This window comes from Klebsiella terrigena (assembly GCF_012029655.1).
Lineage (GTDB): Bacteria > Pseudomonadota > Gammaproteobacteria > Enterobacterales > Enterobacteriaceae > Klebsiella > Klebsiella terrigena.
In genome coordinates, this window is sequence record NZ_CP050508.1 from 4261638 (window position 1) to 4279384 (window position 17747).

General features: G+C 58.1%; 13 protein-coding genes. 6 read left to right on the forward strand and 7 right to left on the reverse strand.

The features are described from left to right. Positions 1-28 precede the first annotated feature (28 nt). Both HCK03_RS20045 and HCK03_RS20050 read right to left on the reverse strand, forming a co-directional pair. Positions 29-961, reverse strand: a complete 933-nt coding sequence (locus HCK03_RS20045; protein ID WP_041144432.1) for a LysR substrate-binding domain-containing protein — start codon at positions 959-961, stop codon at positions 29-31. Between the two features lie 158 nt (positions 962-1119). Continuing rightward, positions 1120-1614 carry a DUF1097 domain-containing protein gene (locus tag HCK03_RS20050; protein ID WP_041144431.1) on the reverse strand — a complete coding sequence of 165 codons (495 nt, stop codon included), beginning with the start codon at positions 1612-1614 and terminating at the stop codon, positions 1120-1122. Positions 1615-1878: 264 nt separating this feature from the next. Here HCK03_RS20050 and HCK03_RS20055 point away from each other — a divergent pair, with 264 nt between their 5' ends. The 6 genes from HCK03_RS20055 (at position 1879) to HCK03_RS20080 (ending at position 8785) form a co-directional block, all read left to right on the forward strand. After that, the gene (locus HCK03_RS20055) at positions 1879-2484 is read left to right on the forward strand and encodes an ankyrin repeat domain-containing protein (protein WP_167692087.1); all 606 of its coding nucleotides are present in this window, start codon (positions 1879-1881) and stop codon (positions 2482-2484) included. 39 nt (positions 2485-2523) lie between these two features. Next, positions 2524-3399 (forward strand): oxamate carbamoyltransferase subunit AllH family protein, encoded by an 876-nt coding sequence (locus tag HCK03_RS20060; protein ID WP_167692088.1) that lies wholly within the window; start codon positions 2524-2526, stop codon positions 3397-3399. Beyond that, entirely contained in the window at positions 3377-4924 is a 1548-nt protein-coding gene (fdrA, locus tag HCK03_RS20065; RefSeq protein WP_135185094.1) for an acyl-CoA synthetase FdrA, read from the forward strand. Before HCK03_RS20060 ends, fdrA begins: the two co-directional genes overlap by 23 nt. After that, the gene (locus tag HCK03_RS20070) at positions 4924-6342 is read left to right on the forward strand and encodes a YlbE family protein (RefSeq protein WP_148250831.1); all 1419 of its coding nucleotides are present in this window, start codon (positions 4924-4926) and stop codon (positions 6340-6342) included. The genes fdrA and HCK03_RS20070 overlap by 1 nt, the downstream gene beginning before the upstream one ends. A 79-nt stretch (positions 6343-6421) precedes the next feature. Continuing rightward, a complete protein-coding gene (locus tag HCK03_RS20075) occupies positions 6422-7372 on the forward strand; it encodes a carbamate kinase family protein (protein ID WP_167692089.1) in 951 nt (316 codons plus the stop codon). A 24-nt stretch (positions 7373-7396) separates the two neighbouring features. Further along, a complete protein-coding gene (locus HCK03_RS20080) occupies positions 7397-8785 on the forward strand; it encodes an amidohydrolase family protein (RefSeq protein ID WP_167692090.1) in 1389 nt (462 codons plus the stop codon). 66 nt (positions 8786-8851) lie between these two features. Here the strand turns inward: HCK03_RS20080 and lysS are convergent, their stop codons facing one another. The 5 genes from lysS to cadC all read right to left on the reverse strand — a co-directional run bounded on the left by lysS (position 8852) and on the right by cadC (position 17616). Further along, on the reverse strand, positions 8852-10369 hold the full coding sequence (gene lysS / locus HCK03_RS20085; protein WP_041144424.1) for a lysine--tRNA ligase: 1518 nt from the start codon (positions 10367-10369) through the stop codon (positions 8852-8854). A 258-nt stretch (positions 10370-10627) separates the two neighbouring features. Continuing rightward, the gene (gene dtpD, locus HCK03_RS20090) at positions 10628-12100 is read right to left on the reverse strand and encodes a dipeptide permease DtpD (RefSeq protein WP_115193410.1); all 1473 of its coding nucleotides are present in this window, start codon (positions 12098-12100) and stop codon (positions 10628-10630) included. 59 nt (positions 12101-12159) lie between these two features. Next, positions 12160-14307 (reverse strand): lysine decarboxylase CadA, encoded by a 2148-nt coding sequence (gene cadA / locus HCK03_RS20095; protein ID WP_041144422.1) that lies wholly within the window; start codon positions 14305-14307, stop codon positions 12160-12162. 82 nt (positions 14308-14389) lie between these two features. Continuing rightward, entirely contained in the window at positions 14390-15727 is a 1338-nt protein-coding gene (cadB, locus tag HCK03_RS20100; RefSeq protein WP_167692091.1) for a cadaverine/lysine antiporter, read from the reverse strand. 365 nt (positions 15728-16092) lie between these two features. Then, complete coding sequence (gene cadC, locus HCK03_RS20105) at positions 16093-17616, reverse strand: lysine decarboxylation/transport transcriptional activator CadC (protein ID WP_041144420.1); 1524 nt, start codon at positions 17614-17616, stop codon at positions 16093-16095. Positions 17617-17747: the final 131 nt, after the last annotated feature.

Sequence of the window (17747 nt, forward strand, 5' to 3'; positions counted from 1 at the left end):
TCACATAAAGCGGCCGGGCCTGCTGCCATTATTTCCCGCGATGGAGCAAATCCTGATAAATAGCGGTCAACACGCCGCCCGGACGAAACTCCTTTTTAATCCACTGGGTCACCTGCCCGGTCGCCGCGTGCTGGGTGGCGAGCAGCATTCCCGAGTCCTGGCGCGGGTTGTGGATCTGACGCGTCACCAGCAGCCGCTCGTCCATCGCTTCATTGACCATATAATCCGGCAGAAAGCCAATTCCCTCTCCGAGGATCTGGCACTGGCACTTGGTATTAAAATCCGGCACCAGGATCGCCTCCTGGCCGTGCAGCAGCCAGCCGACTTTTTTATTAATCGTATTCGCGGTGTCTTCCACCATGATATTCGGATAGAGGCGCAGCTGGCTTTCGGAGATCGGTTCCGGCATAAACGCCAGCGGGTGATCCGGCGCAATAGCGAACACCCAGCGAATGGCGCCGATTTCGGTGTAATCAATACCGCCGCCGTCGAGCAGCGTATCCGGCGCGCCGATGGCAATATTGGCCTGGTTATTAATAATGGCGTCCCAGACGCCGTTGTAGACCTGGGTGGTGACGGTTATCTGACAGGTGGGGAACTGTTTTTTAAGCACCTGCAGCAGGCGCGCGGTGTGCCGCGGGGTATAGAGCAGCTGATTGATGCAGATGCGCACCCGCGCCTCGATGCCCTGGGCGATAGTATCGATGCTGCGCTTGATGGCGTGGAAATCGTTCAGCAGGTCGGTGGCTTTGCGGAAAAGGTAGTAGCCGGATTCGGTGAGCTCAATGCTGCGGGTATTGCGGGTAAACAGCACCACGTCCAGCCCGGTCTCCATGCGCTTAATGGTGTAGCTGATGGCGGAGGTTGTGAGCCCCAGCTCATCCGCCGCCTTGCTAAAACTGCCAAAGCGCGCCGCCGTGGTGAACGCCTGCAGATTCTCTTCGGTAAAAATTGAGTTCATTTGCCCGCTCCTGCTCTCGTCAACCGGCCATCCGTTAGATCCTCATGCTGAATGTATTTGCCTGCTGGATGATTGGGCAACCATTTTTGAATAACTTTTAACACCACGCTCACAATCGGCCTGAAAGAACGCGGGTTCTCTCAGGCCGCAGCGGCGCTTCAGGCTTCGGGCTTCGACGTCGCTTCGCTCAGCCGACGGCCGCTATATTCGGAAATGAGGCCGACGCAGTTGCCGGCAAAAAAGCCCAGCAGCGTCACCGGCCAGTTGAGCCCGGAGGCGAAGAACAGCGTCATGCCGAGGAAGCCGCCGGGGATAAACGAGGTCAGAGAAAACCGCCCCTGCCAGACGATCGCCGCCGAGAACGGCACCGTGACGATGACGCTGGCCCAGAAGCCCGATATGCCGCTCAGCGCGGCGAGCCAGCCCGAGGCCAGCGCCGCAAGAAACGCCCATACCGCCCCGGAGTAGTTAACAAAGAGGCTCCTGACGAACCCCGCCTTACCCCCGCCTGCGGCATAAAAACTGCAGAAGGCCACAAAGCCAATCGTGCCCAATAATTCCCAGCCGTGCTCAAGCCCAACGTGTGAGGAGATAAGCTGCCAGACGCCAGCGCTAATTCCGACAGTAATCCCCGTAGCCGTGAGTCCGTTCATCTGGTCCTCCTCCGAATAATTGTTTCCAGGCGTCGTTATTACCTTCGGAAACTATATATAAATAAAACCCGATTGCATTAAGGGGAATACGAGGAAACCAGCAAAGGGTGCACCACCGCACAGCCTGCATCTATTATTAAATAATATTCAACAATCAGCCGCTTTCCGGCGAATAAATTTTAAGCGGGTTCTTTTATCATTTTTTCATTGCTATCCTCAGCCCATCAACCAAAATCGTCAGCGCAAATTATCCGGAGCCGGTTTATGTCCAGGGAAAATCTCATCACTGAATACCTGTTAGCGGCGGAGCAAGGAAACCTCGCACAGTTAAAACAGTGCCTGCTCAAGGGCGTTAATATTAACAGCGCTAACCGCCACGGCCAGACCGCCATCGTCCTCGCCAGCTTACATCAGCACTATGACTGCGTGGCGCAGCTTATTGCTGCGGGGATCGATATTAATAAACAGGACCAGACCTGTTTAAACCCCTTCCTGATAAGCTGCCTGAATAATGATTTAACGCTGCTGCGCTTAATTCTTCCCGCCGCTCCGGACCTCAACTGCTTAACGCGTTTTGGCGGCGTCGGCCTGACGCCAGCCTGTGAAAAAGGCCATCTGGCGATCGTCAAAGAGCTGCTGACGCAGACCGGGATTAACGTTAATCACACCAACTTTGTCGGCTGGACGCCGCTGCTGGAAGCCATCGTGCTCAACGACGGCGGCAGCACGCAGCAGGCGATCGTTGCGCTGCTGCTGGAGCACGGCGCCAGCCCGCATATGACCGATAAATACGGCAGGACTCCGCTGGAGCTGGCGCGGGAAAAGGACTTTAGCGCAATAGCCCGCCTGCTGACTGCTGCGGGCGCCTAGCCGAGGAGAACCGCTATTGACACCTCCAAACGGCGGTGTGTGCAAGCGCTAACTGCGGACGAAAGGTTTCTCGCGCAGCGCGGCAGCGGGCGGGTTGAACAGCGCTTTTCCCGGGCGGTAAACCTGTTTGTTCCGGGTCCGCAGCGGATGCTGACGCTGCTTTGCGCAGATTACGACAACGCGCCCAACAGCTGTAGGTTGGCACTCACACACTTTGACAACCTGTTCCGGCCCGGCCAGCCGGTTCGCTTTCTTGATTCAGGCATCGCGTTTGGCGAGAGCGGATGGATAGAGACCTCGCAATGCCGGCGCTGGCAAATGACCAAACCCACGCTGAGCGACGAGCGCCTGCGGCATATTCCGTGGCGGCGCTGGAGCCAAACGCTCCGCCAGCAGCTGCACGACGATGAAACCTTATTTCTCTATCGCGGCAATAATCCTTTTCATCAGGAAATTAGCCGGCAATTACAGCAACGCCGCCGCGCTTTATTAGCGGCCCTGCAGCAGGGAGATGAAATTACGCCGGCGGTGTCCTCTATGCTGGGGCTGGGTATTGGCCTGACGCCGTCGGCGGATGATTATCTGGTTGGCCTCAGCGTTATTTTATTGCTCCCCGGACATCCGGGCGAAAAATACCGGAATGATTTTTTATTGGCCCTGCAGCGTGCCGGGAATAATACCACCCCGCTCAGCGCCATAACCTTAGAGGCCGCATTAAACCAGCGTTACCGTGAAAGTATTGCGCGATTTATTCATTATTTACTGAATGAACCAGCGTCCTTTTCTATCGAGGCTATTGCCGATATTAAAAATATTGGCTCAAGTTCCGGCTGCGACATGCTGTACGGCATGGCGGACGCCTGCGCCCTGAGCCAAACGTATGGAGGAAATTATGTCTGTCAAAATAATCGTTAAGCCGAATACCTATTTTGATTCCGTTTCGCTGATGTCGATTTCGACCCGGGCCAATCAGCTCGACGGCGTCGAGCAGGCGTTTGTGGCGATGGCCACGGAGATGAACAAAGGGGTGCTGAAAAATCTCGGGCTGCTGACGCCGGAGCTGGCCGGGGCGAAAAACGGCGATCTGATGATCGTCATTAACGGTCGCGACGGCGCGGACAACGAACAAACCCTGGCGGCCATCGAAGAGCTGTTCCACAACAAGGCGCAGAGCGGCCAGCATGAAGCCCGCTACGCGACGCTTGCCAGCGCCAAAAAGCATCTCCCCGAGAGCAATCTGGCGGTGATTTCGGTCAACGGCCTGTTCGCCGCCCGGGAGGCCCGCCAGGCGCTGCAAAACGATCTTAACGTCATGCTGTTTTCCGATAACGTCACGCCGGAAGAGGAGCTGGCGCTGAAGCAGCTGGCCCATGAAAAAGGCCTGCTGATGATGGGGCCGGACTGCGGCACCGCCATCATTAACGGCACCGCCCTGTGCTTTGGCAACGCGGTGCGCCGCGGCAATATCGGGATTGTCGGCGCCTCCGGCACCGGCAGCCAGGAGCTGAGCGTTAGGATCCACGATTTCGGCGGCGGCGTGTCGCAGCTTATCGGCACCGGCGGGCGCGATCTGAGCGAAAAAATCGGCGGCCTGATGATGCTGGACGCCATCGGGATGCTGGAAGACGATCCGCAGACCGAGATCATCGTCCTGATCTCAAAACCCCCGGCTCCGGCGGTGGCGCGCAGGGTCATTGAACGCGCCCGCGCCTGCCGCAAGCCGGTGGTGGCCTGCTTCCTCGGTCGCGCCGAAGCGCCTGCGGATGAGAGCGGCCTGCAGTTTGCCCGCGGCACCTACGACGCGGCGCTGAAAGCGGTCGCGCTCTGCGGCATTACGCCGGCGGGCAGCGATCGCCTGGCGGCGGATCGGGCGCTGATTGCCGACGTTCGCGCGCGCCTGACCCCGCAGCAGAAGTATATTCGTGGACTGTTCTGCGGCGGCACCCTGTGCGATGAGACGATGTTTGCGCTGCTGGAACACGAGGCCGAGGTCTACAGCAATATTCAGCCCGACCCGGCCCTGCGCCTGACGGATATCAACCGCAGCGTCGGGCATACCTTCCTCGACTTCGGCGATGACGACTTCACCAACGGCAGGCCGCACCCGATGATCGACCCGACCAGCCGCATCCAGCGGCTATTGCAGGAGGCGCGCGATCCGCAGGTCGCCGTTATCGTTATGGATTTCGTGCTGGGCTTCGGCTCCCACGAAGATCCCGCCGGCGCGATGCTGGAGGCGATCAAGCAGGCGCAGGCCATTGCCGCCGCCGACGGGCGCCCGCTGGCGATCCTCGGCTACGTGCTCGGCACCGATCTCGATACCCCTTCCCTGGAACAACAGCGCCGCCGGCTTAGCGATGCGGGCGTCATTCTGGCCAGCAGCAGCAGCCATACCGGCCTGCTGGCGCGTGAATTTATCTGCAAAGGAGAGAAAGCCTGATGAGCCAGCCACTATTCAACCAGCCGCTGAACGTGATTAACGTTGGGATCGCCCTGTTCAGCGAGGATCTGAAAAAGCAGCACGTCGCCGTTACCCAGCTCGACTGGACGCCACCGGGCCAGGGCAATATGCAGGTCGTGCAGGCGCTGGACGCCATCGCCGACTCCGCGCTGGCCGACAAAATCGCCGCCGCCAACCGGCAGGCGCTGGAGCGCATTATTCAGTCGCACCCGGTGCTGACCGGCTTCGATCAGGCCATTAACGTGGTTCCCGGCATGACCGCCAAAACCATCCTCCACGCCGGGCCGCCGGTCAAATGGGAGCAGATGTGCGGCGCGATGAAGGGCGCGGTGACCGGGGCGCTGGTGTTCGAAGGCCTGGCGCAGGATTTGAATGAGGCCGCAGAGCTGGCGGCCTCCGGGGAGATCATCTTCTCACCGTGCCACGAGCACGACTGCGTCGGCTCAATGGCGGGGGTCACCTCGGCCTCAATGTTCATGCATATTGTCGAGAATAAAACCTACGGCAACGTCGCGTTTACCAACATGAGCGAGCAGATGGCGAAGATCCTGCGCATGGGGGCCAACGACCAGAGCGTTATCGATCGCCTTAACTGGATGCGCGACGTGCAGGGGCCAATGCTGCGGGAGGCGATGAAGATCGTCGGCGAAATCGACCTGCGCCTGATGCTGGCCCAGGCCCTGCATATGGGCGACGAGTGCCACAACCGCAACAATGCGGGCACCACCCTGCTGATTCAGGCGCTGACGCCGGGCATTATTCAGGCCGGCTACTCCGTTGAGCAGCAGCGCGAAGTCTTCGAGTTTGTCGCCAGCAGCGACTACTTCTCCGGCCCGACGTGGATGGCGATGTGCAAAGCGGCGATGGACGCGGCCCACGGCATTGAGTACAGCACCGTGGTCACCACCATGGCGCGCAACGGCGTCGAGTTCGGTCTGCGGGTCAGCGGCCTACCGGGAGAGTGGTTTACCGGCCCGGCCCAGCAGGTTATCGGTCCGATGTTTGCCGGCTATAAACCGGAAGACTCCGGGCTGGATATCGGCGATAGCGCGATTACCGAAACCTACGGCATCGGCGGCTTTGCGATGGCGACGGCGCCGGCTATCGTCGCGCTGGTGGGCGGCACGGTTGAGGAGGCTATCGACTTTTCGCGCCAGATGCGCGAAATCACCCTCGGCGAAAACCCCAACGTCACCATTCCGCTGCTCGGCTTTATGGGCGTCCCGACCGCCATCGATATTACCCGCGTCGGCAGCAGCGGCATTCTGCCGGTGATCAATACCGCCATCGCCCATAAGGATGCCGGGATCGGCATGATCGGCGCCGGCATTGTCCACCCGCCGTTCGCCTGTTTTGAAAAGGCCATTTTGCGCTGGAGCGAGCGTTACCTCGCGTAGCCAGGGGTTCCCCGGGGGCGCCGCTCCCGGGCAACGGCGAACAACCAAAACTCTTACCCTCTGTAGCGGAACCCGGACAATGAAAGAACTCGTGGTCGTTGCCATTGGCGGCAACAGCATCATCAAAGATAACGCCAGCCAGTCGGTTGAGCATCAGGCCGAAGCCGTGAGAGCCGTGGCGGATACGGTACTGGAGATGCTGGCATCGGACTATAACATCGTGCTCACCCACGGCAACGGGCCGCAGGTTGGGCTGGATCTCCGTCGCGCCGAAATCGCCCACGAGCGCGAAGGCCTGCCGCTCACTCCGCTGGCCAACTGCGTTGCCGATACCCAGGGCGGCATCGGCTATCTGATCCAGCAGGCGCTCAATAATCGTCTGGCCCATCGCGGCGAGCAGAAGGCGGTCACCATCGTCACCCAGGTTGAGGTGGACAAAAACGATCCCGGTTTTGCCCATCCCACCAAGCCGATTGGCGCATTTTTTAGCGCATCCCAGCGCGACGAACTGCAGCTGGCGCATCCCGACTGGCGCTTCGTCGAAGATGCCGGGCGCGGCTATCGCCGGGTGGTGGCCTCGCCGGAGCCAAAGCGCATCGTCGAGGCCGAGGCGATTAAAACCCTCGCCCGCCAGGGCTTCCTGGTCATCGGCGCCGGCGGCGGCGGTATTCCGGTCGTGCGCGGCGAAGGCGGCGATTATCAGAGCGTGGATGCGGTCATCGATAAAGACCTCTCCACCGCGCTGCTGGCGCGGGAAATTCACGCCGACGTGCTGGTTATTACCACCGGCGTCGAAAAGGTGTGCATTCATTTTGGCAAAGCCAACCAGCAGGCGCTGGGAACGGTGACGGTCAGCGAGATGACCCGCTATCTGCAGGAGGGCCACTTTCCGGCGGGCAGCATGCTGCCGAAAATCGTCGCCAGCCTGGCCTTCCTGGCCCACGGCGGCAGCCGGGTCATTATTACCACCCCCGAACGCCTGCCCGCCGCGCTGCGCGGGGAAACGGGCACCCATATTGTGCATAACTAACGGCGCATAGCTTAAGGAAGAAAGATGAATAACGACAATAGCCGCCGGGCGTTTCTCACCCGCAGTGGAAAAATAGCCGCCGCCGCGGCTCTGCTCGGCGCAGCGGCCCCCTCGGCCTACGCGGACGGCAGCAGCCCGGCCGCCTGCAGCGATCCCCAGGGGACCACGAGCCTCGGCGATAAACACTACTACCTCGACAACGTGCTGCTGGAGAGCGGCTTCGAGTATGAGAACGGGGCGGTAGTCCATACCCGCACCGAGCTGCAGACCCTGGAGATTCGCGACGGGAAAATAGCGGCCCTGCGGAGCAATAAAAGCCATCCCGATGCCACCCTCCCCCGCTACGACGCGGCGGGCATGCTGATGCTCCCGGCGATGCGCGACATGCATATTCACCTCGATAAAACCTTTTACGGCGGCCCGTGGCGCTCCCTGAACCGCCCGGCGGGCACCACGATTCAGGATATGATTAAGCTTGAGCAGAAGCTCCTGCCGGAGCTGCAGCCCTATACCCAGCAGCACGCAGAGAAGCTGATCGATCTTATCCAGTCCAAAGGCTCCACCGTGGCCCGCAGCCACTGCAATATCGAACCGACCTCGGGGCTCAAAAACCTCGAAAACCTGCAGGCGGTGCTGGCACGGCGCAGTCCGGGATTCGAATGTGAAATCGTCGCCTTTCCGCAGCACGGCCTGCTGCTGTCGCACTCCGAGTCGCTGGTACGCGAAGCGATGCAGGCCGGGGCGCACTATGTCGGCGGCCTGGATCCGACCAACGTCGACGGCGCAATGGAGAAGTCGCTCGATATGATGTTCCAGATAGCGCTGGACTATGACAAAGGGGTCGATATTCATCTGCACGAAACCAGCCCCGCGGGCGTGGCGGCGATAAACTACATGGTAGAAACCGTGGAGAAAACCCCGCATCTGAAGGGCAAGCTGACCATCAGCCACGCCTTTGCCCTGGCAACCCTCAACGAACGGCAGGTCGCGGCGCTTGCCGAGCGCATGGCGGCCACGCAGATAACCATCGCCTCAACCGTGCCGATCGGTACCCTGCATATGCCGCTAAGCCAGCTGCGTGAGAAAGGCGTGTTTGTGATGACCGGTACCGACAGCGTTATCGATCACTGGTCGCCGTACGGCCTCGGCGACATGCTGGAGAAGGCCAACCTCTACGCCCAGCTCTACATTCGCCCGAGTGAGCAGACGCTCTCCCGTTCGCTGGCGATTGCCACCGGCGACGTGCTGCCGCTGAACGATAAGGGCGAGCGCGTGTGGCCCAAAGTCCAGGACGACGCCAGCTTCGTGCTGGTTGACGCCTCCTGCTCCGCCGAAGCGGTGGCGCGTATTTCGCCGCGCGCCGCAACCTTCCACCGGGGCCGAATGGTCTGGGGCAGCGTCGGCCGCGCCTGACGGCAGGCGGACATAAAAAAGCCCCGGGACGCCGACGCGCCTCGGGGCTTTGCTTTTTACAGTCGCTTATTTCTGCGGACGCATCGCCGGGAACAGGATCACGTCGCGGATGGTGTGGCTGTTGGTAAACAGCATCACCATTCGGTCGATACCAATGCCCAGACCGGCGGTCGGCGGCAGGCCATACTCCAGCGCGGTCACGTAGTCTTCGTCGTAGAACATCGCTTCGTCGTCGCCGGCGGCCTTGGCGTTCACCTGGTCGAGGAAGCGCTGCGCCTGGTCTTCGGCGTCGTTGAGCTCGCTGAAGCCGTTGCCGATTTCACGTCCGCCGATAAAGAACTCAAAGCGGTCGGTGATCTCCGGATTGGCGTCGTTACGCCGCGCCAGAGGCGACACTTCTGCCGGGTACTCGGTGATGAAGGTCGGCTGAATCAGGTGCGCTTCCGCCACTTCGTCAAAGATTTCGGTGACGATGCGGCCCAGGCCCCAGCTCTTCTCAACGTTGATGCCGATAGATTCGGCAATCGCTTTCGCCGCGTCGAAGCTATCGAGATCCGCCATCTCAGTTTGCGGACGATATTTCTTGATAGCCTCGCGCATGGTCAGCTTTTCAAACGGCTTGCCGAAGTCGAAAACCTGGTCGCCGTAAGGCACTTCGGTTTTACCCAGCACGGTCTGCGCCAGGGTGCGGAACAGCGACTCGGTGAGTTCGATCAGATCTTTGTAATCCGCGTACGCCATATAGAGTTCCATCATGGTGAACTCGGGGTTATGGCGCACGGAGATGCCTTCATTACGGAAGTTACGGTTGATCTCAAAGACGCGCTCGAAGCCGCCAACGACCAGGCGTTTAAGGTACAGTTCCGGCGCAATGCGCAGGTACATGTCCATGTCCAGCGCGTTGTGGTGGGTGATAAACGGACGGGCTGACGCGCCGCCCGGGATCACCTGCATCATCGGGGTTTCGACTTCCATAAAGCCGCGAGCCACCATGAACTGACGCATCGTCGCGAGGATCTGCGAGCGTACTTTAAAGGTGTGGCGCGAGGCGTCATTGGAAATCAGATCCAGATAGCGCTGGCGATAGCGCGCCTCCTGATCCTGCAGGCCGTGGAACTTATCCGGCAGCGGGCGCAGGGCTTTGGTCAGCAGACGCAGCTCGCTGCAGTGGATCGACAGCTCGCCGGTTTGGGTTTTGAACAGCTTACCGCGGGCGGCGATGATGTCGCCGAGGTCCCACTTTTTAAACTGCTCGTTGTAGACGCCTTCCGGCAGATCGTCACGCGCCACGTACAGCTGGATACGGCCGCCAACGTCCTGCAAGGTCACGAAGGAGGCTTTACCCATGATACGACGGGTCATCATGCGGCCAGCCACGGAGACTTCAACGTTCAAGGAGGTGAGCGCTTCGTTGTCCTTGCCGTCAAATTCAGCGTGCAGCTGGTCAGAGGTATGGTCACGGCGAAAATCGTTCGGGAACGGGATACCCTGCTCGCGCAGCGCAGCCAGCTTTTCACGACGGCTTTTCAGTTCATTATTAAGGTCAATTGCCTCATCGGCACTTTGTGCTTGTTGTTCAGACATGTTGGTTCCTCATAACCCTGCTTTCAAACTTGCTTCGATAATTGAACCAGGTCACCATCCAGCGCGGCCCGTCTCGGGCGCTATCGCCGGAGAACAATCTTAACGAACCTGGCTTCACTTCCGGCTGATCTCACTCAGCCATCGCTTCACTAACGATTTTTTATCTTAGGCTTCCGCGCCAGCCAGAATATCCTCCTCCTGATTATTGAACGGTGCAAGGAGCGTATGCCGCTCCCGCACCTGAGATAGCCTCAGGCCTTACGCGCCGCCGCCGGGAATTTCGCCGGCGGCGCGACGTTTGCTAAGGCTGCAGGTTGCGGCAAACGCCAGCAGCACGATCGCCGCCACGCAGCCGAGCGTCCATGCGCCCATCTGGGAGAAAAAGTGCTGATAAGCGGCAATGGCCGTTTCGCTGATTTGCGATTCGGTGGTCTGCTGCGCCACCATCCCCGCCAGCCAGTTGGCGACCGCGCCGGTAGCGAGCATGTAAATACCGGTCAGCACCCCGGTCACGCCGGGCATATTGAGGCGGGTGATCTGCGCCATCGCCACCGGGTCGATAAACAGCTCGGCAAACCCCATCAGCGCCAGGCCGCCGACCATCAGCCCCATTGAGGCCTGGCCGTCGATGGTTGCGTGGCGGGCGTTAAGCGCCAGCAGCATAAATCCGCAGCCCATCAGCACCAGGCCAAAGGCGAATTTCAGCCATACCCGCAGCGCGGAGCGGGTGGCGCCTTCCGGGCGCATCAGCCACGCCAGCGCCACCCCCGCCGCCATCACCGCCACCGCGTTGACCGACTGGAACAGCGCCGTCGGCACTTCAATATTCAGCAGGCGACGATTAACGAAGTGGTCGATAAACAGGCTAATCGAGCTGCCGCCCTGCTGCGCCAGAACCCAGAACAGCGTCCCGGTCAGCATCAGCAGAACGATTTGCCACAGCGCCCGGCGGTGCTGCGGGGAGGCTATCATGATCCGCGCGACCATCTGGGCGGCAAACACGCAGACGATCGCCAGCAGATAGCCGGACCAGTTATTTTGCAGCAGCAGCGTAAAGAACACCGGCGCTACGCACAGCATCACCACCAGCCAGCCCCAGGTCGGCAGCACAAACTTCACCGCCCGCAGCGCCTGCTTGTCGACGCCGCGGGTGTGGCGGAAGTAGCGGCTGCCGCTTAAGAAAATCAGCAGGCCGATAAACATGCCGATCCCCGCCAGCGCAAAGCCGATGTGCCAGCCGTACCACTGGGCGGTCAGCCCGCAGGCAATCGGCGCGGCGATTGAGCCGACGTTCCCCGCCGCGTAGAGCAGCGAAAAACCGCCGTCGCGACGAGGGTCGTCAACGGCGTAGAGCTCGCCGAGCAGGCAGCTGATGTTGGATTTGAACAGACCGTAGCCGCAGATGATGATCGCCAGCGCGAGGTACAGGCTCCAGGTTGCATCGGATTCGACGCCGAGCACCACGTGGCCGAGCGTCATCAGCAGCGCGCCGGCAATGACCGCCGTGCGGTTGCCGAGCAGGCGGTCGGCAAGCCAGCCGCCGAGAATAGGGGTAACGTAAACCAGAGAGGCGTAGGCGCTAAACAGGCTGATCGCGTGGCTGTCATCAAAGCCAAGCTGATGGGTGAGGTAGAGGATAAGTAGGGCACGCATGCCGTAAAAGCTGAAGTATTCCCAGATTTGAATCGCTACGATGTAATAGATCGCGCGCGGCTGTGAGGGTGTTTTCATGAGGTCTCCTTGCAGCGTGAAAAAGGGAAGTGGCAGGCCACTTCCCTTTGGTGCTTCAGTTACTTGGTGTTTTCGTCTTTCAGCACCTTAACGGTGTAGCGACCATCCGCCTGACGATATGCGCCGTGGATATCGGTTTCGAAGCCCGGGTAGTGGGCGCCGATTTCGCACAGCATCTGCAGGAACTCCAGCACCGGACGGCTCTCTTCGGTGATCATCTCACCCGGCATGACCAGCGGAACTCCCGGAGGATACGGCAGGATCATGTTGGCATTGACGCGACCAACCATCTCTTCGAGATAGACCTCTTCGGTCTGACCGTGCAGCTCTTTCTGGAACGCAGCGTACGGTGTCACCATCATTTTTGGCAGCACTTCGAACGCGCGGAACATCAGGTCCGGCAGGTTGTGATGCTCGACCAGTTTGTGAATGTTCTGTGCCAGCTCCTGAACGCGCATGTTTTCATAGAATTCAGGATCTTCGCGGTACAGAGACGGCAGCATGTTTTTCACACGCAGGTTGAGGTCGAACGCGCGTTTGAAGTCGGTTAGCGCGCGCAGCAGGCTCAGGGCCTTGGTTTTGTCGATACCAATGCTGAACAGGAACAGCAGGTTGTACGGACCGGTTTTCTCGACCACGATGCCGTGTTCGTCGAGGTATTTCGCCACGATGCTGGCCGGAATACCGAACTCATCCATGGTGCCGTCTTTTTTCATCCCCGGAGTCAGCAGAGTGACCTTAATCGGGTCGAGGTACATGTGCTCGTTATCGATGTTTTTGAAACCGTGCCATGCGCTGTCGGAGCGCAGCGGCCAGCATTCTGCACCGTCGATATGCTCCGGCTGCCATACGTCGAAGAACCAGCCTTCGGACTCGCCTTTCAGACGCTTGATCTCTTTACGGAACTTGATTGAACGTTCAATAGAGCCGTCGATCAGACGCTTACCGGCGTTGCCTTTCATCATCGCCGCGGCGGTTTCGGTGGAGGCCACGATCCCGTAGTGCGGAGAGGTGGTGGTGTGCATCATGTAGGCTTCGTTAAAGGTTTCTTCGTTGATGTCACCTTTCACGTGGATCATTGAAGCCTGGGAGAACGCCGCCAGCAGCTTGTGGGTGGACTGGGTTTCGTAAATGATTTTCCCTTCCACGCGGCCGCCGCTCATCCCGCATTTACCGGCATAGATTGGCGAGAAGTTGGTGTAAGGCACCCACGCTGAGTCAAAGTGGATGGATTTAACATCGAGGGTTTTCTTGATGAAATCGGTGTTGTACAGCAGGCCATCGTAGGTGGAGTTGGTGATAACCGCGTGCACCGGCCAGGTCGCGTTCGGGGTCTCTTTAACGCGCTTCGCGATGGTCGCGTGCTGGAATTCGCTCTGCGGGATGCCGCCGAGGATACCGTAGGCGTTACGGGTCGGGCGGAAGTAGATTGGCGTAATGTCGCTCATCATCATCAGATGGGTCAGCGATTTGTGGCAGTTACGGTCAATCAGCACGGTGCTGCCGGCCGGGGCCGAGTACATACCGACGATTTTGTTGGCGGTAGAGGTGCCGTTGGTCACCATGTAGCTGCGTTCAGCGTTAAAGACGCGGGCGATATACTCTTCCGCTTCTTTGTGCGGGCCGCTGTGATCCAGCAGGGAGCCCAGCTCAGAAACCGAAATCGAGATATCCGACTTCATGGTGTTCGGGCCAAAGAAATCGTAGAAGATGCTGCCTACCGGGCTTTTCTGGAAGGCGGTACCGCCCATGTGGCCTGGGGTACAGAAGGTGTATTTGCCTTCACGCACGTATTTGAACAGCGCCTTGGTCAGCGGCGGCAGAATCGTATCGATATACTCATCGGTGTTCTGTTTGATTTTATCGGCGATGTCGTCAGCCGCGCCCAGCGCATATTCGAAGAAGCGAACCTGCATCCGCAGATCGTTGAGACTGACGTCCAGCGTGGAGTAGGTGTTGGCGAAAGCGTACAGCGGCATATATTCGTTCAGCTTGCTGATCTCTTCGCACAGCTCAAGATTGTATTTATCCCAGTCAAAGATAACGCCGCACAGGCGGGAGTTATTTTCGATAAGTTTCAGTAAATCTTCGCGGTCGTTCGGATAGACAATACGGAAGTCCAGGCGTTCAAGGGCACGATGCAGTTCACGGATAGGCTCTTCTTTAAAGTAGACGCCCATGTGATTCATGATTGCGATAACGTTCATAGTCAAATCTCCAGATAGAGAAAGCCCCTCCCGCCACGTGGTGACAGGTGCAGGAAGGAGCTCCAGGAAAAGGGGTTACTGATTAATGTGCGCCGGCGGTAGAGTTGTCCGCAGAGTCATTGGCGTGCTGGCGTTGGTGCATTTTGCGGCCGTAGAACATCAGGATTATCAGACTGACGATAAAGGTCCCGGCCAGTTCGAAGGAGCTTGCCCCCATCAGGGCGATGAAGCAGAAGCCGCAGCCCAGCACCGAACAAATCAGGCTGACCAGGTTACGAATGTTGATGCCTTCGAAGCGAATCAGGTCAACGCAGGAGTAGAAGTAAGGCAGCATGGTCAGCAGTACGGCGATACCGGTCAGCTCACCGAACAGGTCAGAGGCTTTACCGCCGCTGGAGTTCATCAGGGTAATCAGCACCATCAGCACGGTCATTTTCACCGCTGCCAGCAGCAGGCCTTTTTTCGGGTTACCGTTGCTATCAAGCTCGCCGTAGATTTTCGGGAAGTTACCGTCGTTGGCGGCACGTACGCCGGCCTGGCCAACCAGCATCATCCAGGAACCGAGAGAGGTCAGGCAGGCAAAGGCGGTGAAGGCGGAAACCATCGGAGCCGCCCAGCCGCCGAGGATAGTTGAAGCACTAATGGCGAACGGTGCGCCCGATGCGGCCATCTGCGCAGCAGGGTACATCCCGGCAATAACCTGAGTCGCGGCGATATAGACGATACCTGCCAGCGCGGTACCCAGCATGGTAGCCAGCGGCACGGTACGTTTCGGGTTTTTCACCATCCCGGTACTGACGGCGGCGGATTCTACGCCGACGAAGGCCCACAGGCACAGCAGGATACTTTTCACGACCGCGTGGCTGTCGGTGGTGCTGGAGGTGTTCCAGTTTGCCTGATAGGTGGCAGCGTCAAACCAGTGCCAGCCGACAACCGCCGTCATGACCACCGGAATTAATACCAGCACCAGACCAATGGTGGTCAGGCGGCTTACCCAGGTCCCCCCGAGCATATTAACGAAGGTAAATATCCAGACGATTGCAATACAGGCAATACCGGCTTGAACCGGGTTATTTAATATAGGGAAGAATGTCGACAGGTAGGATACGGCGGTAATCCCGATAGCCAGGTTACCAATCCAGTTGGCATGATAATAAAGGACGCCAGTCTGGAAACCGAACGCCGGAGATATTTCGCCAGCGTACGCAATTGGGCCACCCTGCTGCGGATTCTTGGTCGCCAGTCGGGCATAAACATAAGCCAGAGACATTGCGCCAATAATAGAAATCACCCACCCCCAGATTGCAATTGAACCAATACTGGCGAGGTTCGCAGGTAATAATGCAATACCGCTCCCCATCATATTACCGGCAACTACGCCGGTACAGGCAAATAGCCCGATCTTCTTGGCAGAACTCATGTTTGCTTTTCTCCTAAGTTTATTTGGGAGGTACAGATCATGATAGTGAACCTTTTATTGACCCGACCAACTGCCAACCAGATTACTGATTCAAAGAAGATAAGTCCTAAAGATAAAGTGAAATAACGGCAAACATCAGACAAATGATATTTTGACCTTTTTTGATTAACATATCAGGATGACATGTTGATATCATAAAAAGATAAACATCATTAAATTACATGCAGTTACGAGAAGATTTTTATGTTGAAAATGTGTTGCAAGCGGCAGTTAAATCACTCCATAAATATAACAATCGCCGGCCTCATGAGAAACATAAGTTTAACCTCACCATGCTCAAAACCATTCGCGTGGTGAGGGTTTACTTATTCTGAAGAGAGGAAGTTATCGAGATACGGCACCACCCGGGTAACCGAGGTCTGGAATACCGCGTTTTCAATCCAGTAAAAGGTGTTTTCGCCAGGGCGTAAATTAAAAGCGGTCAGGTAAGCATCGGCTGCTTCCCGGTTCTCGCCCTTCATCTCGTAGACTTTACCCAGCAGTACGTAATTCATCCACGACATTTCCATGTCAATCCCGGTATTAATCGCATGGTACGCTTCGTCTACTTTCCCCTGCCCCAGCATATCCACGGCTTTAATTTGATAAAACACCGCCAGATCTTTAATACCCGGCATATCGCCAACCCGGTTTATTTCCGCATACAGCGCCGCGAGCTGCTGTTCATCCAGCGGCTGCTGCGAATGACGTAATACGTCCACCAGCGCCTTTTCCGCATACGCATAGGTAAAGTCAGGAGCCTGTTTAATAACGTCGTCAAGCAGCGCGCTGGCTTTTCCTAAGGATTCGACATCGCCATTCATTAATAGCTGATGCGACTGGTAGAAGTGGGTCAGCGCAACGCTTTGCGAAGGCTGGTACTGCTTAAGCATGGTCTGCATGCGTTCCGGCCACGGCTGCTTGAGCGCTTCCGACAGGCTATTGAGCAGATCGTTTTGAATCGACAGCTGGTTGTCGCTGGTGATGAAGTAGCGCTTGTCCATCATGGTGGAACCGTCGGCGTTATCCACCATCTGCACCGACATAAAGCACTGCTGGGCGCGGTAGTGGCGCTGGTTGACGAACTCAATGGTCAGCGTTTTACCCGAGCTGCTCGGTTCGTTGATGTTGTAGTTGGTTTTGTCATGCACCATAAAGGTGGAGAAGGTATTCAGCGAGGTGGTCACCAGGCTGCCAAGCCCCACCGCGTAGGAGTGCTGAGACGCCCAGTTGGTGCAGGAGTTACCGTTAAGCAGGTGGATATCGATGTCGCGCGGGTTTAACAGCAGGCGGGCTTTATTGACCGGCGGGCGCGATTCGATGCTCGACAGCGCCACCAGCGCCACGCAGGTTGCCAGCGCCAGCAGGAACAGCCCCCAGACGATAAAGGTGCTGATCCCCTTGCGTCTCTCCGGCCTGGCCGGGGGTTGAACGCCGGACGCGACGGGCGCGGATGGCGCAGCGGCTTCCGGCACCGCCTGCGGCGCGAGCGGCGAAAGGAGCGGCGTCAGCTCTTCCCCCTCCTCCGTACACCAGATGACCGGCACCGTCAGCTTATAGCCGCGTTTCGGTACCGTTGCGATATATTCGAGGCTGCTATCGTCGCCGTCCTTCAGCGACTTGCGCAGTTCAGAAATGCTCTGGGTGACGACGTGGCTGGTCACAACGTTGCGCGTCCAGACATTATCAATCAGCTCGTCCCTGCTGAGCACTTCGCCAGGATGGCGGGCAAAGAAAACCAGAAGATCGATTAAGCGCGGTTCAAGAGTGAGCTGGCGTCCCTTCCGGCTAATTTGGTTAACAGAGGGGGTAACCAGCCATTCTCCAACGCGAACAACAGGTTGTTGCATAAAAAGGGCCCAAACGAAAAGGGAAAGGCGCGATGATACCACATTTACCCTACCTATTTATGATAGGGGTCATGACCTTGAACGCGTTATATCGCTCTGCGTTTATTAAGTTTAGCCATTTTTTGTTTTTA

Bases quoted from the DNA above. Each gene is read 5' to 3' on its own strand.
- HCK03_RS20080 (WP_167692090.1), top strand. From the start codon at position 7,397: ATGAATAACGACAATAGCCGCCGGGCGTTTCTCACCCGCAGTGGAAAA.
- cadA (WP_041144422.1), bottom strand. From the start codon at position 14,307: ATGAACGTTATCGCAATCATGAATCACATGGGCGTCTACTTTAAAGAA.
- cadC (WP_041144420.1), bottom strand. From the start codon at position 17,616: ATGCAACAACCTGTTGTTCGCGTTGGAGAATGGCTGGTTACCCCCTCT.
- fdrA (WP_135185094.1), top strand. From the start codon at position 3,377: ATGTCTGTCAAAATAATCGTTAAGCCGAATACCTATTTTGATTCCGTT.
- HCK03_RS20045 (WP_041144432.1), bottom strand. From the start codon at position 961: ATGAACTCAATTTTTACCGAAGAGAATCTGCAGGCGTTCACCACGGCG.
- cadB (WP_167692091.1), bottom strand. From the start codon at position 15,727: ATGAGTTCTGCCAAGAAGATCGGGCTATTTGCCTGTACCGGCGTAGTT.
- lysS (WP_041144424.1), bottom strand. From the start codon at position 10,369: ATGTCTGAACAACAAGCACAAAGTGCCGATGAGGCAATTGACCTTAAT.
- HCK03_RS20070 (WP_148250831.1), top strand. From the start codon at position 4,924: ATGAGCCAGCCACTATTCAACCAGCCGCTGAACGTGATTAACGTTGGG.
- HCK03_RS20055 (WP_167692087.1), top strand. From the start codon at position 1,879: ATGTCCAGGGAAAATCTCATCACTGAATACCTGTTAGCGGCGGAGCAA.
- dtpD (WP_115193410.1), bottom strand. From the start codon at position 12,100: ATGAAAACACCCTCACAGCCGCGCGCGATCTATTACATCGTAGCGATT.
- HCK03_RS20075 (WP_167692089.1), top strand. From the start codon at position 6,422: ATGAAAGAACTCGTGGTCGTTGCCATTGGCGGCAACAGCATCATCAAA.
- HCK03_RS20050 (WP_041144431.1), bottom strand. From the start codon at position 1,614: ATGAACGGACTCACGGCTACGGGGATTACTGTCGGAATTAGCGCTGGC.